We start from the raw sequence: 24146 nt of genomic DNA, 5'->3' as shown, positions 1-24146 counted from the left end.
TAATTTCCATTCTTTTAATCTTTTAAAGCGTTGCTTCCAGAAAGGTTTTTGAAGGTGTGGCCAATGCTTCTTTTACTGTTTTTTGATGGTCGGTTAAATATTTTTTTACTATATTGAATCCGACGGCATACCCAAGCATTGAGGGGAAGTATCCTTTTCCGTATAACAGCTGGGAAAACATCCTGTTGTCTCTCGTTAATCTGAGGTTCGGCTTGACTCTTTTTTCAAACAGAAAATCAAGCTGCTCAGGCGTATAGTAGGACGTCCATTCCGCCGTAAGACTTGAGCCGAAGCGCTCATATACAGCATATTCTGCCAGCCCCTCCATCATGATTGTATCAAGTAATGTCTCATCTTTTTCGTCCATTGTCACATGCTCTAACCGGCAGACGTGATTATATTCATGCGTCATAAGGGCGGATACAGCGGAATTGGAGATATCCGACGATAAAAAGAGAAACATTTTGTCCCGGAAGGCTAGACCGGATTTTGACCCGAATTCCATACGTACTTTCCGGTTCCGTTCATCGACGGGCAAAACAACGATCGGCACGTCCGGCCCGCTCCACTTCTCCTTTAAATAAGCTTCCTCCTTTTGGATATGGCTGTAGCATCCCCTTTCTTTCAGCCGTTTACTGGTCACGACACCGTCCTTCAGATGGCGGAACATGCCGTGGTTTTGAAGCATCGCAAGTATCGATTTCCATTCTTTCTTTTCGGCCCCTGAAAAAAGCGGCAAAAGGTGCGGGGCCAAATCATTGATGGATGCCGCCTTTTCCATCCATTGATATGTCAGCTTGACGCTCATACCGGTTCGCCTCCTCTTGTTGTTATCATATGCACGCACAAAAAAACCGGCCACCTTTTTCAGGCAGCCGGTCAAAAACTGTATTATTGATATTTTTTAAAGATCAAAGTGGCATTATGTCCGCCGAATCCAAGCGAGTTGCTGAGTACGATGTTTACATCCTGCTCGCGCGCTTTGTCCGGTACATAATCTAAATCACACTCTTCATCAGGTGTTTCGATGTTAATTGTCGGCGGGATGATCCCGTCTTTAATCGCCATGACGGAGAAGATTGCTTCAATTCCTCCGGCAGCGCCTAACAAATGACCCGTCATTGATTTTGTCGAACTGACGGCAAGCTTGTACGCATGATCACCGAAAACCGTCTTAATGGCTTTTGTCTCGTATTTGTCATTGTAGTACGTGCTTGTGCCGTGAGCGTTGATGTAATCAATTTCTTCAGGCTTGATGCCCGCGTCTTTGATTGCTTCCTGCATCGCTCTCGCACCGCCTTCCCCGTCTTGGGCAGGCGCGGTAATGTGGTAAGCATCACCGGTTGAACCGTAGCCGACAATTTCTCCGTAGATTTTCGCACCGCGGGCAAGCGCATGCTCAAGCTCTTCAAGCACGACGATCCCCGCGCCTTCTCCCATGACAAAGCCGTCACGGTTTTTATCAAACGGGCGGCTTGCCGTTTTCGGATCAGGATTTGTAGAAAGGGCTTTGTTTGCGCTGAAGCCCGCAAATGACATTCTTGTCAGCGGCGCTTCCGTTCCGCCCGAAATCATCGCATCGGCATCGCCGCGCTGAATGACTTTAAACGCGTCACCGATAGAGTTCGTTCCCGTCGCGCATGCCGTCACCGTGCAGGAGTTGACTCCTTTTGCTCCGAGAGCGATTGAGATTTGGCCTGTCGCCATATCCGGAATCATCATCGGCACAAAGAACGGGCTGACCCTTCTCGGACCTTTTGTCAGGAAGATTTCGAATTGGGATTCAAGCGTTTCAAGGCCGCCGATTCCGGACCCGACCCAAACGCCGACTCTCGGCGCGATCTCTTCTGTAATGTTCAGACCGGCATCTTCAACGGCCATTTTCGCGGCTACGACAGCATATTGAGTGAAGCGGTCCATTTTTCTCGCTTCTTTTTTATCCATGTAGTTTTCAACATTGAAATCTTTCAGCTCAGCAGCTACTTTCGCCGGATACTCGTCCGATTCCACACGTGTGATCGGTCCGATTCCGGATACGCCGCTGATTGCATTTTTCCAGCTTGTTTCGGCATCATTGCCAAGCGGAGACAGGGCTCCAAGCCCTGTAACGACTACTCTTTTTTTACTCATCTTGTGTGCACCTCACCTTTTTTCTATCGTCCCCAGCGCATTGCTATGGCGCCCCATGTCAATCCTCCGCCGAAACCGACCATGACGATGACATCGCCGTCTTTAATTTTACCTGCTTCCAGTTCCTCTACTAATGAAATCGGAATGGATGCTGCGGATGTGTTTCCATATTTATGAACTGTTTTAGACATCTTTTCAACCGGAAGCTCCAAACGCTCCCGTGCCGCTTCCATGATGCGGATGTTTGCCTGATGGGGAATCAAAAAGTCTACATCCTCTTTGGAGAGGCCGGCTTTTTCAATTACATTTACACTCGATTCACCCATTTGCCGGACGGCGAATTTGAATACTTCTCTTCCATGCATGATTGTATGCCCTTTTTCATCTAAGTACAAGTGCTGACCGCCTGTACCGTCTGCTCCGAGCTCAAATGACAGTATGCCTCTGTCGTCGCTGACCGGTCCGATGACCGCCGCTCCGGCTCCGTCTCCGAACAGAACAGCCGTATTGCGGTCTTCCCAGTCTGTAATGCTTGAAAGCTTTTCAACGCCGACGACGAGGACATGTTTGTATGTTTGTGATTCAATGAATTGTTTGGCGGTTACGATACCGTACATAAATCCCGCACATGCGGCGCTGATATCCATCGCGCACGCTTTTTTAGCCCCGAGCTTTTCTTGTATCATACAGGAAACGGTAGGGAAAGACTGATCGGGAGTGACCGTGGCCACGAGGATCATATCAAGATCCTCAGCGGAAATGCCCGCCTGATCAAGCGCTTTTTGCGCAGCCTCGGCAGCCATGCCGGATGAGTACATATCTTCAGCGGCGATTCTTCTTTCTTCTATACCTGTTCTCGTACGAATCCACTCGTCCGATGTATCTACCATTTGTTCAAGATCATGATTTGTCAGCACTTTTTCCGGAATGTAACGGCCGACACCAAGAATTCCAGCTTTCATAGGAAAGACTCCTTTTTATAATGAATTTATAACTAATTAGTTATGATCAATTATTAGTATCAGGTACTAATTCTACCCTATTTTTTTTCTGTTGGCAATATATTCGTCTAAACTATCGGCTCTTGATCCTCATAGAATAAACGGAAGACGAAAGGAGGCTTTACTATGGATATTTTCTCTAAGATGATGTTCGGCAACTCCGAGGAGCGGGATAAAGAACCGGAAGAAAATCCGGAGCAGCCTCAGGCTGAAAACGAAGAGCAGATCGATTACAACCACGTGATGAATCAGCTGGGCTCCATCATGAACTCCCTGGATCAATTAAAGCCTGTATTTAAAGACCTCGGGCCGATGGTGTCCGCCATAAAGAAAAAAATCATGTGAAAAGCCACTTCATGAAAAAGTGGCTCTCTTTATTTATTCAGCTCCCCGGCATCAGATCTGCCAAGCTCATACGCTTCCGCCATGACCGATGTAAACAGGTTCATGAACGGCTGAATCATTTCCATAGACAGATCAATGCCTGATTTCTCAAGCTCCGCCTTTGCTTCCGGCAGGTATTTCATCGCGATCTGCATAAATTCAAGAGACTTTTCATGCTGCATGTGTATCCACCTCTATTCATTTGACGGCAGTTCATTTGTTTGGTTATACGTTTTTACAAGGTCTGAGATTTTGTCTTGAAAGGCTTTGTCCACCAAAGGGCTGAACGTCCCCATTTCAACGACTCCTTCCCTGAAATCGAAGTTGTGATCTCCGCTCTTGAGCGTACCTTTATTATATTGCTCGGCGATTAATGTATAAGCTTTGTCTACATTTTGCACGGTGCTTGTCAGCACCGTGTTTTTGCCGAGATACGATTGCTCGGCGACATAGCCGATGGCGTAAAGCCCGTCTTTTTTGATTTGCTGAATGACAGGAACATTATACCCGTCTCCGGCCGGATACACAACATCCGTGCCTTCCGCTTTTAACTTCTCGTAAAGATGCAGCGCTTCATTGCCGTTATCCCAGTGGTCCGTAAATTCAGTATTGACGGTGATATCGGGATTTTCGTATTTCGCCCCTTTGATAAAGCCGTCTACTTCAGGCTGCCATAAGAACGAGGCGATGACGCCGACCTCATTGGTTTTTGACATATGGGCAGCCGTCATTCCCCCGAAAAAGCCCATCGCTTCTCCCATGAGATGAACGCTTGTGACATTATCGTTTTTCGCCGTTCCGTTTGCGACGACGAACTCCATATCGGGATAATCCTTGCTGATCATATTGAAGATTTCCTCGTATTCATTTCCGTGCCCGTATAAAAGATTGACTCCTTTTTTATGCAAATCATCTATCGCTTTTAAAATATCTTCATCAGATCTGATATTTTCTTTATAATAAACGTCAACGTTAAATTCAGATTGTATCGCTAATAAACCTTTGTAACCTTTTGTGCCCCATACCAGGTCACTGATGGTATCGGGAAAAAGCATTCCGACCTTCTCAATTTTTCCTTTAAACGGAGTTTGTGCGCACCCGCTCAATAAAAGGAGGACAGAAAAGATCATGACAAGCCTGGTGATCAAGCCGTGTTCAACCCCTTTTCAAACTCATAACATGTATAATTAATTGACATACGTTTATTGTAGCGGTAATGCACATAACATGGAAGGTATTTCTTAAAAATTGTCGAATATTGATGAAAATTGTCTTTTCCACTCTTGAATTTTCTTTTCCGCTTCCGTTTTTTGCGTTTTTTCTTTTATTTCCAGGGTAATAATCTGATTTTCATCCTCTGTGCCGTCAGTTTCAAGCTTATTCATCAGACCGCAGACCGCGTCTTCTAAAAAGACCCTGTTTTCGCCGTTTTCTTTCGCTTCCGTCCACGGGCCGTAAAGAGGCGGAAGGATAATCGCTTTAGCCGTGTCCCGCTGACCGTTTTTTTCCCAGTCTTCGTGATCCTCACTGTAAACAATCCAATATAAAGGCTCCTTCCTGTCTTCAGGCAGACACCCGCTCCCATATTGAACACAGATTCGATCGTATTCCTTTTCGCCGATTTCATCTATTATTTGAAAAAGCCCGTTTCTCCCGAGCCACATTAAACGTTCTTCTAAATACAGCTGCCTCGTTTTGTCCTCCGGTTCATCCAAAATGACATCAACATGCACACCCTCATCCATCATCCGTTCGCATAATGAAAGGCCTAGAAATTCATCTGCTCCAATGATCAGCGCTGTCTTCATCACATCTGCCGCCTTTCCGGTTTTTCATTCAAACAAGCAAAACAGCCCTCTGAAAAGAGATGGCTTTTGTATTCTATTCATTACAGGTCTTTTTCATGACTGCGGAAAAACCGGCAGATGGCTCTGTACATCCGCGCTGGATTCTCAAGCAGGTGATACGTGATAGCGGTCTTACTTCCGGTCTTTTCCCGGGCTTCTTTATATACGTTCGCATGCAGGGTATACGGGTACGGCGCTCCGGTCGTTCTTTGCCATATATGTACCGGCGCGCAGGTGCTGCATCCGGTGATGGTCTGATAGTTCAGTGAGCTTGCCTCTTTTTCAGAAACACCGAAGCTTTGAGCCGTTTCTCTCAGAAACTGTTTATAAAAAAACTTATTTTCTTTCTCTGATTCGAAATGGGCTTGAAGATCAAGACAAGGATCTAACATTGCGGCTGAACGGATATGCTCGGGCGAAGATCGCAGCAATTGATCGGCGATGAGGGCGCCCATGCCTTCTGCGAGCAAGTGTATCTTCGGATTGAGGGTTTCTTGTTTCAGCACATAATGAATCAGCTGCCTGGCGTAAGCGGCGGCTTTTTCCGATCCCCAGTGCCTTCCGTATAAATTGCTGTTGAAGATCGTATAACCTCTGTCACGCAGCGTATTTAACAGCTGGTTTCTCCCTTCATGTTCGAGCCAAAAGCTTGAATCCCCGCTGACAAAGTGAGTTCTGTCTCCAAGAATAAAGATACAGAAGCCGTTCGGCCGATACGGCAGATGGATGACGTTCAGCTCAGATCCGAGTTGGAAAAATCTTTCCGTTATCCCCATGCCTTTCCGCCTCCTTTTACTCCTAGTCTCTCTATTGACTATCATATGTAAGACGAATGAAAACGGATCAGTTAAACCCCTATTTGCTTCTATGTTTTGGCTATTATACCAAGTGCGGGGACCGTATTTTCCATCAGACAGCCGAACTTGCGGGAGAAAGTCAGCTCCGGGCGCGCTTTTTGATGCGAAAATGACCTTCCGCCCGCGCTTTATGTATGGTATGATACAACGTAGAATAAAATGAAGGACGAGGTGGAAACGTGCGGTTTATTATCAGTTTTATTTGGACGTTCCTTTTATCACATATGGCCTGTTATTTGATCGCCTCCATGAACAGCGCGGCATACAATTTCAAGCAATCATCCGTTATTGCAGTGGTTATTGCGGTGCTTGTCTTTGTTCTTGCGGAGATCATGCCTGTCAAACAGGATGCAAGCCAGCATTCATAAAAGAACTAAAAAACCTGCTTTTCAGCAGGTTTTTTTGTATTCACGGTTTTCGCTGATACGTCCACAGTCTGTTGTGATTTGAAGTCTCGGGAAACATTTCTCCCGTTGTGAGCTTGATTTTTTGCGGATTTTTGACCATGCTTCCCGTTTCGCCGATTTCAACGTACACACCGTTATTCGGCGCTTTTTGTCCCGGGCGGAATTGATGCTGCTGTCCCATGTCATTTCCTCCTTTTTCTTTTTCATGTAGTATGCGCTTGTATGGAGGAAAATATTAAAAAGCCGCTGAATGAGGTTCAGCGGCTTTTTTGTTAATCCTGTTTGTAAAGAAGAGCTTTCAGGAGCGCTTTTTGCGCGTGAAGCCGGTTTTCCGCCTGCTGGAATACCGCCGAATTCGGACCGTCGATAATGTCGGACGTGACCTCTTCCTCCCGATGCGCGGGCAGGCAATGCAAAAATGTATAGTCAGGTTTGGCGAGACTGACGAGTGAGGCGTTGACTTGATAAGGGGCAAACACGCTCAGCCGCTGCTGCGTCTCTTCCTCCTGCCCCATGCTCGTGAAGACGTCGGAGTAAATCACGTCGGCATCCCGCACCGCTTCCTGCGGATTATCGGTCAGGGTGATCTTCGTTCCGGAAACAGCCGCGGCTTCTTTCGCGGCATTTACCGCCTCTTCCTCAACTTCATAGCCTTTCGGCGAAGCAACCGCAACGTCACAGCCCATTTTTGCGCAGCCGATCATGAGTGAATGCGCCACATTATTTCCGTCACCGATATAGGCGACTTTTACTCCTTTCAGCTTTCCTTTTATTTCTTGTATCGTCAACAGATCCGCGAGAGCCTGACACGGATGGTACCGGTCGGTCAGCCCGTTTATGACGGGAATGTCTGCATGCTCGGCAAGCTCTTCGACTTTTTCATGCGCGAAGGTGCGGATCATAATGGCATCAACGAATCCGGACAGCACCTTCGCCGTATCTGCGACCGTCTCTCCCCGGCCAAGCTGCAGGTCACTGCTTGAAAGAAAAAGTCCGGTTCCGCCGAGCTGGGCCATTCCCGCTTCAAATGACACACGCGTGCGGGTCGAAGATTTTTCAAAAATCATCGCCAATGTTTTCCCTTGGAAAATCGGCTGTATCGGATGTTGTTTTAACAATGAAGCTTCTGTAAGAAGCGCGTTGATGTCTGACGGGCTGACATCTTTTAAGGAAAGAAAATCTTTGCCGTACAAATGGGTTAATGTGTGTTCCGCTTTTACTGTGTGCATGATTCCACTTCCTTTTGATAAAGATCTTTGAGCGATACAGGCTGAGGTGTGCCGGAGCCGCTTGCCAAAAATGCTTTGACGGTTTCCAGTTCAGTAAAGACCGTCACACCGTGCGTCATGGCTTCTATCCGCTGTTTGCGCGCTTCTTCTGAGTGATTGAAATTGATATGAACCGCTTTATCCCTTCGGTCTGCCCAAGCCTGAAAAGAGTCTTGGCATACGGTGAATCCCGCTTCTTGGGTCTGCTGTGCCAGTTTTTCATCTCCGCCTTCCAGATAGACGCTGCCTTTTTTCTCCCAGACGTGCGCATAGATTTTTTTCAGGGCGCTTTCTGCGTCAAACGCGACACACATGCCTTCTCCGGTCGACTTCATTTCCGGGCCGGGCTTTACGTCCACGTCCTGAATGGCGTGAGAAGAAAATACCGGGAATTTCACTGCCGTTCCGTGCTGATTTTGTATCACGGGCTTGATTTCTTTAAGGGAAGCTCCGGCCAGCAGTCTGGCGGCAAGCGGAATCATCGGGACTCCCATAACCTTAGACACTACAGGAACCGTTCGGCTTGCCCGCGGATTCACTTCAAGAACGAGAATATCTCCCTTTTCATCAATTACAAACTGGATGTTCATGATGCCTTTGAATGCCAGTTTCACCGCAATTTTTTCGGCAGCCTCTTTTAACTCCCGCTGCATTTCAGGGGTGACAGAAGGCCCCGGAAGAATCGCAAAACTGTCGCCTGAATGGACGCCTGCCCGTTCGATATGCTCTGTGCAGGTCGGCACAAATACTTCATGTCCGTCAGAAATCAGATCGATCTCCACTTCTTTTCCTGTAATGTACTGGTCGATCAAAATCGGGTACGGCATGCCCGCTTCGTTTTCAAGCAGTTCTGAAATTTGCGCTTCTGACTCAACGATTATCATGCCCATCCCTCCGATGACATAAGACGGACGGATCAGCACGGGATAGCCGATACGGCTTGCTTTTTCCGCGGCTTCTTCTTTCGTATAAGCTGTTTCCCCTTTGGCATGTTTCAGATCCAGATCATCAAGCAGTTTATAAAACAGATCCCGATCCTCCAGCGCATCAAGGGTTTCAAAGGATGTTCCGAGCAGCGGAATGCCCGCTTTTTCCAGCGGTTCAGCAGCATTGATAGCGGTCTGTCCCCCAAACTGGACGATGGCAAAATCAATGTTTTCATGTTCCGCCACGTTTAAAATATGCTCTGTCGTCAGCGGTTCAAAATAGAGCCGGTCGGCAATTTCGTAATCCGTGCTTACTGTTTCCGGATTGTTATTGATCATAATCGTTTCATATCCGAGCTTTTGCAGGGTCAGGACGCCGTGAACGGCACTGTAATCAAATTCCACTCCCTGCCCGATGCGGATCGGGCCTGAGCCGATGATAAGCGCGCGTTTTTTCTCTTTTCGGCTGATATCTCCGTCGCTTTCCCCGAGATAGGTGGAGTAGAAATAATTCGTCTTGGCATCAAATTCAGCGGCGCATGTATCTACGATTTTAAACGACGGGACGATGCCCGATTTCTTTCTGAGAGCGCGGATGTCTTCTTCCGTTTTTCCCGTAAGAGATGCGATCATGACGTCCGTGAAGCCCTTTACCTTCGCCTGTTTTAAAAGCGGGACAGACAGGTTATCTCCTTCTTCCATCAGCTTGTTTTCCAATGTGATGATATTCCGGAACACATGGAGAAAAAACGGGTCAATTTTCGTTTCGGCATGAATGTCTTCTATTGTTACACCGCGGCTTAACAGTTCCATGACGACGAAGAATCTCCGGTCATCCGGCGTTACCGCTAATTCCCGCAGCTGATTGAGCGTACAGCCGCCGAGTTCAGGCAGGCGGGTGCCGATCGTTTTCAGCTCAAGGGAGGCCGCCGCTTTTTGAATGGCCGCTTCCATATTTCTTTCGATCGCCATGACCTCTCCCGTGGCTTTCATCTTCGTTCCGAGCGTGCGGTCGGCATATTTAAATTTATCAAACGGCCAGCGCGGGAATTTGACGATGACATAATCAAGCGCCGGTTCAAAGCTTGCATAGGTAGAGCCTGTCAGCGGATTTTTCAGTTCATCAAGCGTATAGCCGACGGCAAGTTTCGCCGCCATTTTGGCAATCGGATAGCCGGTCGCTTTTGACGCGAGGGCTGATGAGCGGCTGACACGCGGGTTCACTTCAATGACATAGTACTGTTTGCTGAACGGATCCAGCGCAAATTGAATGTTGCAGCCGCCGACCACATCCAGCGCCGAAATAATCGCCAGGCTTGCCGAACGAAGCATCTGATATTCCTCATCGGTTAACGTCTGGGACGGTGCAACGACGATAGAGTCTCCTGTATGCACGCCGACGGGATCGATGTTTTCCATGTTGCAGACGGTAATGCATGTATGATTTTTGTCGCGCATGACCTCGTATTCGATTTCTTTAAAACCGGCGATGCTTTTTTCGACGAGGCATTGGCTGATCGGGCTTGCTAACAGCGCCTGTTTAATCAGCGTCTGAAACGCTTCTTTCGTTTTCGCGATTCCGCCTCCCTTTCCGCCTAACGTATACGCCGGTCTTAGAATGACCGGAAACCCGATAGACTCAGCGAAGCGGAGGGCGTCTTCTTCGTTGTCGACGATTTCGCTTTCCGGAACGGGCTGGTCAAGCTCTTTCATCAGGGCGCGGAACTGCTCCCGGTCTTCGCCTTTTTGAATGGTTTCCACCGATGTTCCTAAAAGCTTGACGTGATGCTTCTTCAGCACGCCTGCTTCTTCAAGCTTAACGGCTAAATTCAGCGCGGTCTGACCTCCTAAATTGGCAAGCAGACCGTCCGGTTTTTCTTTTTCAATAATGGCCTCGATGCTTTCGGGTGTAAGCGGTTCAAAATAAATTTCATCAGCAAACGCCTCATCCGTCATAATCGTTGCCGGGTTGTTGTTGACGAGAATAACACGGTATCCTTCTTCTTTCAGAGCCATGCAGCCCTGTGTTCCTGAATAATCGAATTCAGCCGCCTGGCCGATGATGATCGGGCCGGAGCCGATGACCAATATGCTGGAAATGGTTGTATCTTTAGGCATGAGCGATTTCTCTCCTTGCTGGTATCACTTTCTCTAGAAATTCATCAAATATCCACTCGCTCTCAGCCGGTCCGGGATGAGCTTCAGGGTGGAACTGAACGCTTAATACGGGAAGGCGTTTGTGAATGAGCCCTTCCACTGATGTGTCATTGACATGATGGAACCTGATCGACAGCTCATTTTCGTCAATTGATGATTCATCGACGACATAGCTGTGGTTCTGGCTTGTCATAAACACCCGTTTCGTTTTCCGGTCAATGACGGGATGGTTGGCACCCCTGTGACCGAACGGCAGCTTATACGTATTCCCTCCGAAAGCGAGAGCAATCAGCTGATGTCCGAGACAAATGCCGAGTGCGGGGAAAGCATTCAGTAAAGCCTTAATCCGGGTCATGTACGGAGCAATCGCTTTCGGGTCCCCAGGCCCGTTTGAAAGCACGATTCCGTCAGGCTGAATGTCATAAACGGCGTTCATCTGGTGATACGGAATGACCGTTACTTTACAGCCGCGCTTGACAAGCGACGAAGCGATTGATTTTTTAAAACCGAAATCAATCAGCGCAATATGCCGTTCTCCGTCCCCCATTGAGGTGATCTCTTCGGCCTGCGCCAGCTCAGCCGGGTTTTCTGTTCCGCATGCCGCCGGAACCTCTCCTGTTGTTGATACGGCAGCGTTCATCGTGCCGCCGGAGCGGATGGTTTTGACGACGGCCCGTGTGTCCACTTCGGTTAAGAGCGGGATGTTCCATTTATTTAAATACTCTCTCAGGCTTGAGACTGCTTCATGGTGAGAAAAATGTTCACACGCTTCATACACGACAACAGCCTTGACTTGAGGGATCTTACTTTCAAGATCTTTTTCATTAATTCCGTAGTTTCCGATCAGCGGATACGTAAAAACGATGATCTGGCCCTTATATGACGGGTCTGTAAGCACTTCCTGGTAGCCCGTCATTCCGGTGAAAAAAACCGCTTCGCCAACGCAGCATGCCTCTTTTTCAAGTTCACCGCCGAATGATGTTCCGTCTTCCAATACTAAATAGCCTTTCATCTAAAGCCCACCTCTTGATGAATAATTAATTAAAAATATGAATTTTTATACCTTGATAACAAAAAAATTATCGTTTCACTGCGGAATTCGCTTCGATCGCTGCTTTCAGCATGCTGACGGCCGACAGTATTTCTTCTTCAGAAACCGTAAGCGGCGGAAGCAGCCTGATGACATTCGGTCCGGCCGGAAGCACGAGAAGTCCGCGTTCCTGCAGATCTCCGATGATGCCGGAAACGGGGCCTGCGCATTCAATGCCGATTAATAACCCTTTTCCGCGGATGTTTTTTACAAAAGGCACGGTCAGCTCACGTTTCAGCTGCGCTTTTAAAAAAGCACCTTTGTCCGCCGCAGCCTGGAGAAAGTCCGGCTGAAACACAATGTCCAAGGTCGCATTCACAGCTGCCATGGCAAGCTTATTGCCGCCGAAAGTCGTGCCGTGCGTACCCGGTGTGAAGGCTTCGCCAAGCTTCTTTTTGCCGATCACGGCTCCGACGGGAAAACCGTTTCCAAGCCCTTTCGCAACAGTGATAATGTCCGGAGAGATGCCGAAATGCTCATAGCCGAATGCCTTGCCCGTCCGGCCGATTCCGGTTTGAATCTCATCTGCGATAAGCAGCGCCTTTCTGTCTTGGCAAAATGTCTGTAATGCTTTGATGAATTCCGGATCGGCGGGATGAACTCCCCCTTCACCCTGCACCGTCTCAAACATGACGGCGGCGATGTCATCCTCGTTTGAAAGCGTGCTGAATGCCGACGGATCATTAAACGGCAGATAGTGAAAACCTTGAAGCATCGGTCCGAAACCGGTTTTGATTTTGTCTTGTCCGGTGGCGGCCATTCCCGCATATGTCCGTCCGTGAAAAGATTGATGGAATGTCACGATTTTTGTTTTTCCCGTTGCTTTACGGGCAAGCTTAATGGCGCCTTCATTCGCTTCGGCTCCGCTGTTGCAGAAGAAAACAAGATCCCCCGCGCTATGTTCAGCAAGCTTTGCCGCGGCTTTTTCCTGAAGGTCATTTTCAAACAGATTGGAAACGTGCCATACGCTGTCAAGCTGTTGTTTGACCGCTTCTGTCACCGCGTCATGGCAATGGCCGAGATTGGAAACGGCGATACCCTGAATAAAATCCAGATACGTTTTTCCGTTTTCATCCTCTGCGATTGTCCCTTTCGCTTTTTTGATATCGATAGGCCAGCGGCTGTAGGTTTGAAATAAGCTGCTCATGACACGCTCTCCTTTTCCTTGACGATTTTTGTTCCTTGAAAGGCTTGATCAGTGAAAAACGCTCCTTTTCCGTTCACAATCATCACTTCCGCCACATCTTCACTCAGTGCCGATAATGCCGACTTCACCTTCGGAATCATCCCTCCCGCAATGACGCCGTCATCGATGAGGGCTTGAATCTCTTGCGGCGTCAGAGTATCCAGCCGGTTCTCTCCGTCCATAATTCCTTCGACATCCGTGACAAATAAAAGTTTATCGGCGTGTAAGGCGGAAGCGACGGCCGAAGCCGCGGCGTCTGCATTTACGTTCAGCGTTTTGAAATCACTTGTCATGGAAAGCGGAGCGATAACGGGAATGATGCCTTCTTTCATTAATGCTTTAATAATGGCCGGATCGGTTTTTTTGATTTCGCCCACTTCTCCGTATTTATCTTGATCAAGATAGGATGCTTGAAGGAGTCCGCCGTCCTTTCCTGAGATTCCCGCTGCTTTCAGCCCGTTTTTCGCCAGTTCGGCCACGAAAAATTTATTGACCGACCCTGACAAAACCATTTCCGCTGTCTCAAGCACCGGTTTGGTCGTTTTCCGCTGCCCATCGACAAATTCCGTTTCTATCTGCAATGTTTTCAGCATTTGTGAAATTTCCGGGCCGCCCCCATGCACGACGGCAATGTTCCAGCCCGATTGCATAAGCTCTTTTACATTTTGAAAAAAAGCGGCGGATAACTCGCGGATCACGCTGCCGCCGCACTTAAAAACAATGGTTTTCCTCATGCCGCTCTCCTTTGTTATGTGCGATAGCTCGCATTGATTTTGATATAATCATAGGTTAAGTCACAGCCCCATGCCCGGCCGCTGCCGGAGCCTTCGTTCAGGCGGACTGCGATCGTAATTTCATCACATGATAAGTACTCCTTGGCATCGGTTTCTGAAAACGGCTGAGGTTCGTTGTTTTTAAACAGACACTGTCCGCCGAGGAAAACTTCCACTTGTTCGGCCGTTACGCTTGCCGCACTGTGCCCGATTGCGCCGATGATGCGCCCCCAATTGGCGTCCGTGCCGTAAACGGCGGTTTTCACAAGGCTTGAGCCGACGATTTTTTTGGCGATAATATTCGCTTCAAGATTATTTTTCGCACCTTCGACTTTGGCTTCAATTAATTTCGTCGCTCCTTCACCGTCTCTGGCAATTTCTTTGGCAAGGTCTTCGCACACAAGCTTTAACCCCTTTTTAAAAGCCGGCCAGTCGGGATGCTGCTCCGTCAGACGATCATTCCCCGCGCAGCCGTTCGCCATTACGAGCACCATATCATTCGTCGATGTTTCTCCGTCAACGGTGATTTGATTAAATGAAACATCCGTGATCTCCCTGAGCGCGTTTTTGAGCGACTGTTCTTCCACGGCCGCGTCCGTTGTGACAAAGCCGAGCATTGTCGCCATGTTGGGGTGGATCATGCCTGAGCCTTTCGCCGCTCCGCCGATCGTGATGATGTCTCCGCCGATCACCAGTTCATAACACGTCTGTTTCGTCACCGTATCCGTCGTCAAAATGGCTTCTTCAAATGCTCCGGACAATGACGGCGCTTGACCGAGCTGTTCAATACCCGCTTGAATTTTTTTCATGTCTAAAAGCTCACCAATCACCCCGGTTGACGAAACCGCCACAAGCTCTGGTTCAATACCGAGCTGGCTTGCGAAGCTGTCCCGCATTTGATAGGCGTCCTTTAAGCCTTGGTCTCCCGTACAGGCGTTGGCAATCGCGCTGTTGACAATTACCGCCTGAAGCACAGCTTCTTTTTTCAAGCTGTCTTGCGTCACTTTCAGCGGCGCTGCCTGAAAATGGCTCTGCGTATATACCGCTGCACTGACTGCCGGCGCCTCGCTGATAATCGCTCCGAGATCTTTTTTTGAATAGCGCAGCCCGCAGTGGACACCCTTTGCCTCAAACCCTTTCGGCGAGGATACGCCGCCTTTTATTTTCGTGATTTCCTCACTCAGCTGAATCATATTCTGAATCCCTCTTTCGTTCTATGGATAGACTGGCGTCATCGTGAGTCCCGTTTCTTCCTGCCAGCCATTCATGATATTTAAATTTTGCACCGCCTGCCCGGCGGCGCCTTTCATCAGATTATCTATGACAGAAACGATGGTCGCGCGGTTTGTTCTTTCGTCCACAGTGACACTGATATCGCAAAAATTGCTGCCGTATACTTCTTTTGTCGCCGGGTATTCACCCTCCGGCCTGATTCTGACAAAATATGAATCTTTGTAAAATTCGCAATACATTTCTCTTATCTGTGCAGAAGACATTCCCGGAGGGGCGTCAGTATACATCGTCGCCATAATCCCCCTTGTCATCGGCGCCAAATGAGCGGAAAACGTAATCGGACCTGTGCCCGGCTGCCATGCCGCCAATTGCTGTTCAATTTCGGGGGTATGCTGATGCTCATTGACCTTATAAATTTTGAAATTATCATTCAGCTCAGAATAATGAGTGCCCATGGATGCTTTTCGGCCCGCGCCAGATACGCCGGTCTTCGCATCAACAATCAGAAATGAATCTTGTAAAAGCTTATTTTTTGCCAGCGGGGCGAGACCGAGCAGTACAGCCGTCGGAAAACAGCCCGGATTAGCAATCAGCTTTGCAGTCTGAATCTCTTCTTTTTGCAGTTCCGCTAAACCGTAAACCGCGTTTTGAATCGTTCCTTCAGGGGCAGCCTTCCGCTTATACCACTTTTCATACACGGCCGGGTTATGAATCCGCAGATCGCCGGAAAGGTCAATGACCGGGATGCCCGCTTCCGCCAGCTTAGGTGACCACTCTCCGGAAACGCCGGGCGGCGCGGCTATGAACATGACATCAATTTCGTTTCGGATGGTTTCTATATGAAGCGGCTGGAGTGATTGGGACGCTATATTCCTCAGATGCGGATATGAAGCATTATATGCCTTTCCTTCGTCACTCGATGAATATAATATACAATTATCTGCATAAGGGTGATGGTTAAGAACCCTGACAAGCTCAGCGCCTCCATAACCAGTTGCGCCTATAATACCTATTTTCAACGGGTTCACCTTCTTGGTTTTTGTGAAATTATTTAACATTATAACATGAATAAAAATTAATTCAATTGTATATTTAATATTTTTTCACCCGTTTTTCCATCTGTTTTCAGAGACAAAAAAACAGGCTGATCGGATCAGCCTGTTTTCTTCAGCATCATCAGCCCGCTTATAAAAAACAGCACAGAGCTGGCGTAAAAAATAATATATACCGTAAAGAAATCAGCAAGAAAGCCGCCGATAATAATGGCGGCGGCTGAAAATACAGCCGTCCAGAAGTGGTAGCTGCCGACTTTTTTCCCACGTTCCCCGCCGTCGGTATAATCGGCGATCAAGATTTTTTCGCCGTGTTTTTGCATGGCCCCGAACAGGCCCAAAAGCACTTGCACAACATAAACCTGTTGTACGCCGGTAATATGCGGGAGCGTCAGAAGAAGCAGCGCCATGCCCCATGAATTCGCCATAAGGAACCAGCGGGGATCCAGTCTTGCCGACAGCCTGCCGAGCAGCGGATGGATCAAAGCACCGCTCAGGCCGAACAAGCCGTATGACAGACCGAATTGCGTGTAGCTGGAGCCGATGTTTTTAATAAATAAAATATAAAACGGAAAGATCAGGCTGCCGGCAAAAAAGACACTGCTTTGAGACAGGATCAGCCATTTTAAATGATTTTGTTTCATGATTTGTACCTCTGATAAAAATAATTCATAAATAAGTCATCCGGATCATACTTGTGTTTTTTCTGAAAGAATATATCGCTTTTCGGATATGCCTCGCGCATCTGCTCCTTCGTTTGGTACAGCATATACGGCAGATAATAGCTGCCGTGATGGCGCAATGCCGTATCCGTCATTTTTCTGACGATGCGGGCCGTATCCGCCTGACTGTCTTTTGAAAACCCTTCATTGATTAAAAGAACGAGCGAAAACATGTCATCCTTTGCGTATGACAGATCGGCTTTTTCATTTTTTTGCACGTAGCGGATCGTAATATTTACAAGGTTGAGGTCTTCATGTGACAGCGCCGCGCGTAAATCATGAATGTACGGCGCAAATTCGCCGACGGGTACAAAGTACTCTTGAAGCACATCGGTGTTGTCCGTGTTTTCATATTCCAAAAATTTCGATTCTGACCTCATGACATTGTTCCTTGAGATTTTCACGCCGTTTTGGCTGAGAAAATAAGACTGCTGTGCCGACCAGAGCCAATTTCTTCCCCAGTCATACCGGCGGGAGAGGCCGAGCGCGAATTTTGTCAGCGCAGGATGCTCATCTTCTTTCAGCTCATTGTGCTGCTTTAATTCTTTCTGATTGTCTGAAAGCGTGTAATCAGTCACATACATATCGTGCAAAAAGCCTTTATCTCCGGTTGCAATCCGTGCGAGATGCATGCGCACTGCAGGGTTGCGCCGGACATGCTGAGTGAAATATTGACTGTATGTATCAGCGTTCATGCGCTTCGTTTTCATTTCATACAGCTCATCATCCGTCAGCTCGATATCCGCGTCAAGGATGACGCCGAACAGGCCGTATCCGCCGATGACGGCTGAAAACAGGTCATCTTTCGGGGTGACGGTGATGATTTTGCCGTCCGCTTTTAAAAGATGAAATGATTTGACCGTATCTATCAGCGAACCGTACCGGATATCCCGTCCGTGGGCATTGGCACTCAGTGAGCCGCCGATCGTGAAAATGTTTTGTGACTGCATGACCTTTACCGCGAGCCCGTACGGATTGACATAGCGCTGAATATCATTCCACGTCGCTCCGGCCTGCACTCTGATGATTTTTTTCTTCCGGTCGAGACCGAGTATTTTGTTGTAGCCCGTCATGTCGAGAACGATACCGTCTTCATAATACGTCTGGCCGCCCATTGAGTGCTGGGCGCCTGCGATTGAGATGTTCAGATGCTTTCTCTTTGCTTCCTTAATCGTTTCGACCAATGTTTCTTTCTCTTTTCCTTTGACCGTCTGCTTAATTTTCACGGGCATGAGACGGCTGACATCCGTCATTGTTCCCGTCTTCTGCTCCCGTTCTTTGTGGAAGGCAGAAACAGCGAACAGCCCCGTATAAACAAGGATGCTAAGGATAATGAAAAGTATTTTTTTCTTCATAGGTTCCTCCCTCGCATGCAGCCGGTCTATTATATCATGACTCAAGCCCTCTTTTTTCCTTTTTATCCTTAAACCGCAAAACACCGAATGATGGAACATTCGGGGCTTTTTAGCTCCTTGTCTTTTTTTCGCACGCCGGTCTGCAACGACAATCCCGGCAGCGAAAAGAAGGCAGTACGAATCAGGTTTAATACAGCTTAAAGGCCAGCCGGAAAACAGCGCGGTAAACGGTGATCATAAAAATCACAGAAACCCTTAAAAAGTTTTTTAGTCGGTATATAATCGTTATATATAAGGAATAACAACCATTTTAAATGAGGTGGGAAAATGAACATAAAAGGAATCAATCATCTTCTTTTTTCTGTTTCACATTTGGAAAAATCTATAGAATTTTATGAGAACGTATTTCATGCACAACTCCTGGTTAAAGGACAAAAAACAGCATATCTTGATCTGAATGGGCTTTGGCTTGCGCTTAACTTAGAGGTGGATATTCCAAGAAATGAAATACATAAATCCTACACCCATATGGCTTTTACAATTGAGGCGAAAGATTTTGATGCAATACATCAAAAATTAAAAAGTCTAAATGTAAATATATTAAATGGACGTGCCAGAGATAAGCAAGATCAAAAATCAATTTATTTTACTGATCCTGATGGACATAAATTTGAATTCCACACAGGTACTCTGCAAGACAGACTAGCCTATTACAAAAAAGATAAACCCCATATGAAATTTTATATATGATGGTTTATGTAAACTTTTGTGCACTCCAACACGTTTTGCGATCCTAAGCAACCCCCGCAGCCAAAAGAAAAGCACCTCCGGATTTTAGGGTGATCCTAAATTCCGGGGTGCACTCAAAAAGCTGTCTTTCTTATTACTGAATCCCTAATGCGATTTTCGCGTAGCGTGACATTTTGTCTCTTGTCCACGGCGGGTTCCAGACAATGTGAACCTCAGTCTCTTTTACGTCCGGAATGTCGGCGAGCGCTTTTTTCACCTCGTCGACGATGATCGGAGCGAGCGGGCACCCCATTGATGTCAGTGTCATCGTGACGTGCGTCAGGCCGTCGTCATCCATATCAACGTCGTATACGAGGCCGAGATTGACGATATCGACGCCGAGCTCAGGGTCAACGACCTGCTCCAAGGCGCCCATGATGTTTTCTTTTAATGCTTCTTCCACGTTCCATCACTCCTTTTTCCTCAGTATAACGTATATGCGGCTTTTGTTAACACCTTTGTGCTTTATAAATGCTTATCGAACCAGGCGACTGTTTCTAAAACGGCGTATCGCGGGACTTTATGATCCGCCCGTTCGTCTTTCAGAAACTGAAGATGCTCAGGCCGGCTGCTGTAAAGCGGTTTAATCGTTTCATAAAAACCGCGGGTCGGTGCATACGGAACAACTTTGTCTTGGACACCGTGCCAGAACAACAGCGGGCGGCTGCGCAGTTTTTCCGGGTGCAGACTGAGATCGAACGGTTTGAGCCGCGCAAACAGTTCATCGACCTGTTCTTTTGTGACGTCAATTTCGATGTCCTGCTTCTGGATGTGGTCAATCTGCTGCTGAAAAAACGCCGTATAGTTCGGGCTTCCCATCAGACTGACGCCGGCTTTGACCCAATCATACGCAGCCATCGCGCCGAAAGTCGTAATTCCGCCCATTGACGTGCCGGCGAGGCCGATCCGCCCGTCTTCAATCAGACCGCGCGCTTCAAAATCCTTTTTCAGCACGTCAAGCTCCGTGATTTCATTTAATACAATGTCCCAAAAATGGACGGCGAGCTCTTCCGCTGCCAGCTGTTCAGCGCGTTCACCGTGGTAAAGAGCTTCCGGCAGCACGGCTCTGAAGCCCTTTTCAGCAAGCAGGTAAGCAAAATGAAGATTATGCTCCTTCGCGCTTGTAAAACCGTGAATAAAGAAAACAAGGGGAGCGGGACGGTCCCGATTTTCTTCTTTTACAATATGTAAAAACGGAATGCCTGATACGGTTTGATGATCAATAAGAATCACGTTGACTCCCTCCTTAGGATAACCATAATCATAAGTGTAACATGTAGACAATAAAGATGGTAAAAAGCTACACTGTACATAAGAGAAAAACAGCAAATCATAAAGGAGTTATTTATGGAGACAAAACCTTATCTCATCGCCTTAGATCTGGATGGAACTTTATTAAAAGATGATAAAACCATTTCCCCCGAAACGGCACGGACGATTCAATTGCTGACAGAAGCGGGACATCATATCTGTATCTCAACCGGGCGCCCTTTCCGTTCCAGTTCGATGTATTATGACGAGCTGGGGCTGACAACGCCGATTGTTAATTTTAACGGAGCGTTTGTCCACCATCCGAAAGACGAATCATGGGGACGCTATCATACGTCTTTATCAGTCGATGTGGTCAGACAGCTGGCCGAGCTTACAGAGACCTATCAAATACATAATGTGCTCGCTGAAGTTATCGATGATGTGTACTTCCATTATCATGATGAGCATTTAATCGAGGCGTTTCATATGAATATGGCGAATGTCACGTTCGGCGATCTGCGCGAAACAGTCAAAGAAGATGTGACGTCCGTATTGATTCACGCGAAGGAAGAGGACGTCGCGGACATCCGCGCGCATTTATCCGAGGTGCATGCCGAGGTCATTGACCACAGAAGATGGGCAGCTCCATGGCATGTGATTGAAATTATTAAACACGGGATGAATAAAGCGGTCGGCCTGAAGAAAATCAGCGACTATTACCAAGTGCCGAGAGAACGGATCATAGCGTTCGGCGATGAAGACAACGATCTTGAAATGCTCCGGTTCGCCGGCTGCGGCGTAGCGATGGAAAACGGCACGGATGAAGTCAAACAGGCGGCTGACCGTGTCACGGGTTCAAATGAAGCGGACGGTATCGCCGCATTTTTAACATCCTATTTCTCCCTATGAGGTTTTCCCGCTCATAACCAGAAGCCTTCCGCCCATACTAAAACAGACGACTCATCTCGTCTAAATATGGAAGGGGGACATTGCAATGGGTAAACGAAACAAATCAAAACGGTTTATTCAGCAAGGCAAGGACTCTGTCAGTCTTCATGACGCAAGATTTCCATATCGGTCTACATTAGAGGAAGCACAGCATGAGGCAGCAAAAGACGAAGCTGAAAGACAGGTTTTTTATTAATGAGAAACGAACTGTTTTCTCAAGCCAAGTCATTCGTCCAGCAGGCTGTCATGATTGCTAACGGTTTCGAGGACGGCGACCGGGAAAAAGCTGTCTCACGCGCCAAAAATGCCGTGTCTTCCGCGTACGCCAATTCGACAGATGCAGAACGTCAGCAGCTGCACCAATTTCAGGATCAGCTGGAGAAATTGCAATAAAAAACGGCGCCCCGTTTAGACGGGGGCGCCCTTTTTTTTACTTCACTTCAAATGTTTTTACCGTTTTCAGCCTTTTTCCGATCTGATCGGACTTTCCTAAAAACGTCACCGTGACCGTATATGTTCCCGGGCCGGGCACGTTTTTCCACACATCTGAAAAGTCATATGTTTCATTCGGCATTAATGTCACGGTCTGAAACGCCTGAGTAAACATTCTGTCTTTTGAATAGCGGTACAGTTCTTTGTTATGTTGATCATGTACGGTCAATTCGAATTTCTGCCCTGAGCTGAATGTGAAATCGATCGGGCTGCCGCTTTTGTTTTTTAAAGACATTTGAAATTCGATCTGCTGATCCGTCTGCACAGGATTTACGGCTAATTCAACTTGCTGTTCATTCATCTCTCCGGATACCTCCTCAGCGGGCTCCTTCTGCCCGGATTGACTGCTGCATCCGATCAGTAAAACGACCGGTAATAACAGGCCAAACAGCCATTTCATTCTATCCGCTCCTATCAGTCTTTTCTGAAGAAACCAAAGATCCCCGTCGTTTGCACGATGTTTGTGAAGGCTTTCGGGTCGACCTCTTTCACGATTTTCTCAAGATCATACAATTCGTACCGCGTGATGACGATGATCATCATTTCTTTCTGTTCGTTCGTGTAAGCGCCCTTTGCCGGCACCGTCGTAATGCCGCGAACCATTTTTCCGTAAATCGCTTCTTTGATTTCATCGGCTTTTTTCGTAACGATCATGGCGGTCAGTTTCATGTGGCGGGTGTGAATGGCGTCAATCACCCTTGTTGTGACATACAGAGCGACAAGGGTATATAATGCTTTCTCCCATCCTTGCAATAATCCTGCCGTCAAAATGATAATCCCGTTCAAAATGAAGAAATACGTACCGACCGGTTTATCCTTCCATTTGGCCAGCACCATCGACACGATATCAAGGCCGCCTGTGGAAGCGCCGAATTTCAGCGTTAAACCGATGCCGACAGCTGAGATGACTCCTCCGAATACGGTATTCAGGAGAATATCGTGCGACAGTCTCATTTCCGGGAGAATTCCCATAAAGACGGACGTCAGCGCTACGCTTAATATGCTGTATACGGTGAATGATCTGCCGACTTTCAGCCACCCTAACACACCGATGGGAATGTTTAAGAGGAACATGAGAACTCCTGTCGAAATATAAAAAGGGGCGTATTGATCAACGACGCTTGACAGCAGCTGGGCGACACCGGTAAAACCGCTGGCATATACATTCGCCGGTATCAGGAATAAATTCAGTCCCGCCGCATACAGAAACGCGCCGATGACGACAATTGTTAATTTTTTTGCTTGTTCAAGTACCATGGCTTGCTCCTCCGCTCATTTTCATTATTAGCTTTTCCCTTAAAACAAAGTTTTGAACACTAATTTGCCAAATTTATATGATATAGTTGGCATCACTCTCACCAATTGGAAAGAAGGGAATTATGATGACAGTTCACCTTATTGCTGACAGCGCCTCTGACCTGCCGAAATCTTTCATTGAAGAAAATCGGATCGGGTTCATTCCGCTGCACGTAACACTTGACGGAAACGAATATGAGGACACGGTCACCATTCAGGCGGATCATATATTTCAAGCGATGCGGGATGGGAAAGTTCCGAAAACATCCCAGGCATCGCCGGACACGATAAAAAAAGTATTTTTACATTACGCGGAACTGGGAGAACCGGCGATTTACATCGCCTTTTCATCAGGTCTTTCCGGCACCTATCAGACGGCCGTAATGGTCGCCAATGAAATCAAAGAGGAATTTCCCGATTTTGATTTACGGATTGTTGATTCCAAATGCGCTTCTTTAGGCTGCGGTCTCGCCGTGATGTACGCGCAGACACTCTGTGTTAACGGAAATACAATACAAGAAATCGAAACATCTGTAAAGAGCTTTTGCGCCCGGATGAAACATATATTTACGGTCGATGATGTCGCTTATCTTGCGCGGGGCGGCAGGATTTCTAAAACGTCCGCTTTTGTCGGCGGGCTTTTGAACATCAAACCGATTCTGCATGTGGATGACGGCAGACTCGTGCCGCTCGAAAAATTGCGCGGACAGAAGAAACTGTTTAAACGGATTCTAGAAATGATGAAGGAAGAAAGCGGCGATTGGGCGGATCAAACTGTCGGAATCAGCTATGCCGATAACGAAGATACCGCTCTCAGCATGAAACAGCAGATCGAAGAAGCGTTCCATCCGAAAGAGGTCATTCTTCATTCAATCGGATCAGCCATCGGCGCTCATTCCGGACCGGGGACGCTTGCGATTTTTTTCCTGAAGCCATAATTTCCAATGCCGGCGGGCATCCTAACGAAAAGAAGGGAGGCTTT

At 47.5% G+C, this 24146-nt stretch carries 28 protein-coding genes; 7 read left to right on the top strand and 21 right to left on the bottom strand.

What is annotated here, in order from left to right:
* Positions 1-22: 22 nt before the first annotated feature.
* From BAMF_RS26680 to BAMF_RS26670, 3 genes are all read right to left on the bottom strand, one after another.
* Positions 23-808, bottom strand: coding sequence for a DUF2268 domain-containing putative Zn-dependent protease (locus tag BAMF_RS26680; RefSeq protein WP_013351818.1), 786 nt, complete (start codon positions 806-808; stop codon positions 23-25).
* 83 nt (positions 809-891) lie between these two features.
* On the bottom strand, positions 892-2130 hold the full coding sequence (gene fabF, locus BAMF_RS26675) for a beta-ketoacyl-ACP synthase II (protein ID WP_013351817.1): 1239 nt from the start codon (positions 2128-2130) through the stop codon (positions 892-894).
* A gap of 23 nt (positions 2131-2153) precedes the next feature.
* Complete coding sequence (locus BAMF_RS26670) at positions 2154-3092, bottom strand: beta-ketoacyl-ACP synthase III (RefSeq protein WP_013351816.1); 939 nt, start codon at positions 3090-3092, stop codon at positions 2154-2156.
* 165 nt (positions 3093-3257) lie between these two features.
* Between BAMF_RS26670 and BAMF_RS26665 the strand changes: the two genes are divergently transcribed.
* Positions 3258-3476 (top strand): hypothetical protein, encoded by a 219-nt coding sequence (locus BAMF_RS26665; protein ID WP_013351815.1) that lies wholly within the window; start codon positions 3258-3260, stop codon positions 3474-3476.
* Between the two features lie 29 nt (positions 3477-3505).
* On the opposite strand, the gene BAMF_RS26660 is transcribed toward BAMF_RS26665, so the two are convergent.
* From BAMF_RS26660 to BAMF_RS26645, 4 genes are all read right to left on the bottom strand, one after another.
* The gene (locus BAMF_RS26660) at positions 3506-3697 is read right to left on the bottom strand and encodes a ComZ family protein (protein ID WP_013351814.1); all 192 of its coding nucleotides are present in this window, start codon (positions 3695-3697) and stop codon (positions 3506-3508) included.
* A gap of 12 nt (positions 3698-3709) precedes the next feature.
* A complete protein-coding gene (locus tag BAMF_RS26655; RefSeq protein ID WP_013351813.1) occupies positions 3710-4663 on the bottom strand; it encodes a BMP family ABC transporter substrate-binding protein in 954 nt (317 codons plus the stop codon).
* 93 nt (positions 4664-4756) lie between these two features.
* Positions 4757-5323, bottom strand: a complete 567-nt coding sequence (locus BAMF_RS26650; RefSeq protein WP_013351812.1) for a hypothetical protein — start codon at positions 5321-5323, stop codon at positions 4757-4759.
* Positions 5324-5403: 80 nt separating this feature from the next.
* Complete coding sequence (locus BAMF_RS26645; RefSeq protein WP_013351811.1) at positions 5404-6138, bottom strand: lipase family protein; 735 nt, start codon at positions 6136-6138, stop codon at positions 5404-5406.
* A 260-nt stretch (positions 6139-6398) separates the two neighbouring features.
* Between BAMF_RS26645 and BAMF_RS26640 the strand changes: the two genes are divergently transcribed.
* Positions 6399-6587, top strand: a complete 189-nt coding sequence (locus BAMF_RS26640) for a YjzD family protein (RefSeq protein ID WP_013351810.1) — start codon at positions 6399-6401, stop codon at positions 6585-6587.
* Positions 6588-6627: 40 nt separating this feature from the next.
* Here the strand turns inward: BAMF_RS26640 and BAMF_RS26635 are convergent, their stop codons facing one another.
* The 10 genes from BAMF_RS26635 to BAMF_RS26590 all read right to left on the bottom strand — a co-directional run bounded on the left by BAMF_RS26635 (position 6628) and on the right by BAMF_RS26590 (position 18388).
* Entirely contained in the window at positions 6628-6807 is a 180-nt protein-coding gene (locus BAMF_RS26635; RefSeq protein ID WP_013351809.1) for a YjzC family protein, read from the bottom strand.
* 91 nt (positions 6808-6898) lie between these two features.
* The gene (gene argF, locus BAMF_RS26630) at positions 6899-7855 is read right to left on the bottom strand and encodes an ornithine carbamoyltransferase (protein WP_013351808.1); all 957 of its coding nucleotides are present in this window, start codon (positions 7853-7855) and stop codon (positions 6899-6901) included.
* Positions 7843-10938 (bottom strand): carbamoyl phosphate synthase large subunit, encoded by a 3096-nt coding sequence (locus tag BAMF_RS26625; protein ID WP_013351807.1) that lies wholly within the window; start codon positions 10936-10938, stop codon positions 7843-7845. Before BAMF_RS26625 ends, argF begins: the two co-directional genes overlap by 13 nt.
* Complete coding sequence (locus tag BAMF_RS26620; protein ID WP_013351806.1) at positions 10931-11989, bottom strand: carbamoyl phosphate synthase small subunit; 1059 nt, start codon at positions 11987-11989, stop codon at positions 10931-10933. Before BAMF_RS26620 ends, BAMF_RS26625 begins: the two co-directional genes overlap by 8 nt.
* A gap of 67 nt (positions 11990-12056) precedes the next feature.
* The gene (locus tag BAMF_RS26615) at positions 12057-13214 is read right to left on the bottom strand and encodes an acetylornithine transaminase (protein WP_013351805.1); all 1158 of its coding nucleotides are present in this window, start codon (positions 13212-13214) and stop codon (positions 12057-12059) included.
* Positions 13211-13987, bottom strand: coding sequence for an acetylglutamate kinase (argB, locus tag BAMF_RS26610; RefSeq protein WP_013351804.1), 777 nt, complete (start codon positions 13985-13987; stop codon positions 13211-13213). The genes BAMF_RS26615 and argB overlap by 4 nt, the downstream gene beginning before the upstream one ends.
* A gap of 14 nt (positions 13988-14001) precedes the next feature.
* Positions 14002-15219, bottom strand: coding sequence for a bifunctional ornithine acetyltransferase/N-acetylglutamate synthase (gene argJ / locus BAMF_RS26605; RefSeq protein ID WP_013351803.1), 1218 nt, complete (start codon positions 15217-15219; stop codon positions 14002-14004).
* 21 nt (positions 15220-15240) lie between these two features.
* The gene (argC, locus tag BAMF_RS26600) at positions 15241-16278 is read right to left on the bottom strand and encodes an N-acetyl-gamma-glutamyl-phosphate reductase (protein ID WP_013351802.1); all 1038 of its coding nucleotides are present in this window, start codon (positions 16276-16278) and stop codon (positions 15241-15243) included.
* A gap of 134 nt (positions 16279-16412) precedes the next feature.
* On the bottom strand, positions 16413-16955 hold the full coding sequence (locus tag BAMF_RS26595) for an MFS transporter (RefSeq protein ID WP_013351801.1): 543 nt from the start codon (positions 16953-16955) through the stop codon (positions 16413-16415).
* Positions 16952-18388 carry an FAD-binding oxidoreductase gene (locus BAMF_RS26590; RefSeq protein WP_013351800.1) on the bottom strand — a complete coding sequence of 479 codons (1437 nt, stop codon included), beginning with the start codon at positions 18386-18388 and terminating at the stop codon, positions 16952-16954. The genes BAMF_RS26595 and BAMF_RS26590 overlap by 4 nt, the downstream gene beginning before the upstream one ends.
* A gap of 327 nt (positions 18389-18715) precedes the next feature.
* Here BAMF_RS26590 and fosB point away from each other — a divergent pair, with 327 nt between their 5' ends.
* On the top strand, positions 18716-19138 hold the full coding sequence (fosB, locus tag BAMF_RS26585) for a metallothiol transferase FosB (protein ID WP_013351799.1): 423 nt from the start codon (positions 18716-18718) through the stop codon (positions 19136-19138).
* A 133-nt stretch (positions 19139-19271) separates the two neighbouring features.
* On the opposite strand, the gene BAMF_RS26580 is transcribed toward fosB, so the two are convergent.
* Both BAMF_RS26580 and BAMF_RS26575 read right to left on the bottom strand, forming a co-directional pair.
* On the bottom strand, positions 19272-19580 hold the full coding sequence (locus BAMF_RS26580; protein WP_003155088.1) for a metal-sulfur cluster assembly factor: 309 nt from the start codon (positions 19578-19580) through the stop codon (positions 19272-19274).
* 62 nt (positions 19581-19642) lie between these two features.
* The gene (locus BAMF_RS26575) at positions 19643-20410 is read right to left on the bottom strand and encodes a prolyl oligopeptidase family serine peptidase (RefSeq protein ID WP_013351798.1); all 768 of its coding nucleotides are present in this window, start codon (positions 20408-20410) and stop codon (positions 19643-19645) included.
* A 114-nt stretch (positions 20411-20524) separates the two neighbouring features.
* Here BAMF_RS26575 and BAMF_RS26570 point away from each other — a divergent pair, with 114 nt between their 5' ends.
* The 3 genes from BAMF_RS26570 (at position 20525) to BAMF_RS26565 (ending at position 21769) form a co-directional block, all read left to right on the top strand.
* The gene (locus BAMF_RS26570; protein WP_013351797.1) at positions 20525-21337 is read left to right on the top strand and encodes a Cof-type HAD-IIB family hydrolase; all 813 of its coding nucleotides are present in this window, start codon (positions 20525-20527) and stop codon (positions 21335-21337) included.
* A gap of 85 nt (positions 21338-21422) precedes the next feature.
* Positions 21423-21572 (top strand): hypothetical protein, encoded by a 150-nt coding sequence (locus tag BAMF_RS41495; RefSeq protein WP_013351796.1) that lies wholly within the window; start codon positions 21423-21425, stop codon positions 21570-21572.
* On the top strand, positions 21572-21769 hold the full coding sequence (locus BAMF_RS26565) for a DUF3813 domain-containing protein (protein WP_013351795.1): 198 nt from the start codon (positions 21572-21574) through the stop codon (positions 21767-21769). Before BAMF_RS41495 ends, BAMF_RS26565 begins: the two co-directional genes overlap by 1 nt.
* A 37-nt stretch (positions 21770-21806) precedes the next feature.
* Here BAMF_RS26565 and BAMF_RS26560 read toward each other — a convergent pair whose 3' ends face one another.
* Positions 21807-22268, bottom strand: a complete 462-nt coding sequence (locus BAMF_RS26560; RefSeq protein ID WP_013351794.1) for a BsuPI-related putative proteinase inhibitor — start codon at positions 22266-22268, stop codon at positions 21807-21809.
* A gap of 14 nt (positions 22269-22282) precedes the next feature.
* The gene (locus tag BAMF_RS26555; protein WP_013351793.1) at positions 22283-23125 is read right to left on the bottom strand and encodes a YitT family protein; all 843 of its coding nucleotides are present in this window, start codon (positions 23123-23125) and stop codon (positions 22283-22285) included.
* A gap of 125 nt (positions 23126-23250) precedes the next feature.
* On the opposite strand from BAMF_RS26555, the gene BAMF_RS26550 reads away from it, so the two are divergent.
* Positions 23251-24102: a DegV family protein gene (locus tag BAMF_RS26550; protein ID WP_013351792.1), complete on the top strand. Its 852-nt coding sequence runs from the start codon at positions 23251-23253 to the stop codon at positions 24100-24102.
* The last annotated feature ends 44 nt before the right edge of the window (positions 24103-24146 follow it).

The sequence above is a fragment of the Bacillus amyloliquefaciens DSM 7 = ATCC 23350 genome (assembly GCF_000196735.1).
Lineage (GTDB): Bacteria > Bacillota > Bacilli > Bacillales > Bacillaceae > Bacillus > Bacillus amyloliquefaciens.
The sequence above is the reverse complement of the archived record's forward strand: the minus strand, read 5'-3'. Positions and strand labels throughout refer to the sequence as shown.

What these genes read in the sequence shown, in the direction of transcription:
- BAMF_RS26645 (WP_013351811.1), bottom strand. Translation starts at nt 6,138, where the DNA reads ATGGGGATAACGGAAAGATTTTTCCAACTCGGATCTGAGCTGAACGTC.
- BAMF_RS26560 (WP_013351794.1), bottom strand. Translation starts at nt 22,268, where the DNA reads ATGAAATGGCTGTTTGGCCTGTTATTACCGGTCGTTTTACTGATCGGA.
- argJ (WP_013351803.1), bottom strand. Translation starts at nt 15,219, where the DNA reads ATGATTCAGCTGAGTGAGGAAATCACGAAAATAAAAGGCGGCGTATCC.
- BAMF_RS26680 (WP_013351818.1), bottom strand. Translation starts at nt 808, where the DNA reads ATGAGCGTCAAGCTGACATATCAATGGATGGAAAAGGCGGCATCCATC.
- BAMF_RS26620 (WP_013351806.1), bottom strand. Translation starts at nt 11,989, where the DNA reads ATGAAAGGCTATTTAGTATTGGAAGACGGAACATCATTCGGCGGTGAA.
- BAMF_RS41495 (WP_013351796.1), top strand. Translation starts at nt 21,423, where the DNA reads ATGGGTAAACGAAACAAATCAAAACGGTTTATTCAGCAAGGCAAGGAC.
- BAMF_RS26660 (WP_013351814.1), bottom strand. Translation starts at nt 3,697, where the DNA reads ATGCAGCATGAAAAGTCTCTTGAATTTATGCAGATCGCGATGAAATAC.
- fabF (WP_013351817.1), bottom strand. Translation starts at nt 2,130, where the DNA reads ATGAGTAAAAAAAGAGTAGTCGTTACAGGGCTTGGAGCCCTGTCTCCG.
- BAMF_RS26595 (WP_013351801.1), bottom strand. Translation starts at nt 16,955, where the DNA reads ATGAAACAAAATCATTTAAAATGGCTGATCCTGTCTCAAAGCAGTGTC.
- BAMF_RS26665 (WP_013351815.1), top strand. Translation starts at nt 3,258, where the DNA reads ATGGATATTTTCTCTAAGATGATGTTCGGCAACTCCGAGGAGCGGGAT.
- BAMF_RS26590 (WP_013351800.1), bottom strand. Translation starts at nt 18,388, where the DNA reads ATGAAGAAAAAAATACTTTTCATTATCCTTAGCATCCTTGTTTATACG.
- argF (WP_013351808.1), bottom strand. Translation starts at nt 7,855, where the DNA reads ATGCACACAGTAAAAGCGGAACACACATTAACCCATTTGTACGGCAAA.
- BAMF_RS26570 (WP_013351797.1), top strand. Translation starts at nt 20,525, where the DNA reads ATGGAGACAAAACCTTATCTCATCGCCTTAGATCTGGATGGAACTTTA.
- BAMF_RS26550 (WP_013351792.1), top strand. Translation starts at nt 23,251, where the DNA reads ATGACAGTTCACCTTATTGCTGACAGCGCCTCTGACCTGCCGAAATCT.
- fosB (WP_013351799.1), top strand. Translation starts at nt 18,716, where the DNA reads ATGAACATAAAAGGAATCAATCATCTTCTTTTTTCTGTTTCACATTTG.
- BAMF_RS26555 (WP_013351793.1), bottom strand. Translation starts at nt 23,125, where the DNA reads ATGGTACTTGAACAAGCAAAAAAATTAACAATTGTCGTCATCGGCGCG.
- BAMF_RS26635 (WP_013351809.1), bottom strand. Translation starts at nt 6,807, where the DNA reads ATGGGACAGCAGCATCAATTCCGCCCGGGACAAAAAGCGCCGAATAAC.
- BAMF_RS26625 (WP_013351807.1), bottom strand. Translation starts at nt 10,938, where the DNA reads ATGCCTAAAGATACAACCATTTCCAGCATATTGGTCATCGGCTCCGGC.
- argB (WP_013351804.1), bottom strand. Translation starts at nt 13,987, where the DNA reads ATGAGGAAAACCATTGTTTTTAAGTGCGGCGGCAGCGTGATCCGCGAG.
- BAMF_RS26615 (WP_013351805.1), bottom strand. Translation starts at nt 13,214, where the DNA reads ATGAGCAGCTTATTTCAAACCTACAGCCGCTGGCCTATCGATATCAAA.
- BAMF_RS26565 (WP_013351795.1), top strand. Translation starts at nt 21,572, where the DNA reads ATGAGAAACGAACTGTTTTCTCAAGCCAAGTCATTCGTCCAGCAGGCT.
- BAMF_RS26650 (WP_013351812.1), bottom strand. Translation starts at nt 5,323, where the DNA reads ATGAAGACAGCGCTGATCATTGGAGCAGATGAATTTCTAGGCCTTTCA.
- BAMF_RS26670 (WP_013351816.1), bottom strand. Translation starts at nt 3,092, where the DNA reads ATGAAAGCTGGAATTCTTGGTGTCGGCCGTTACATTCCGGAAAAAGTG.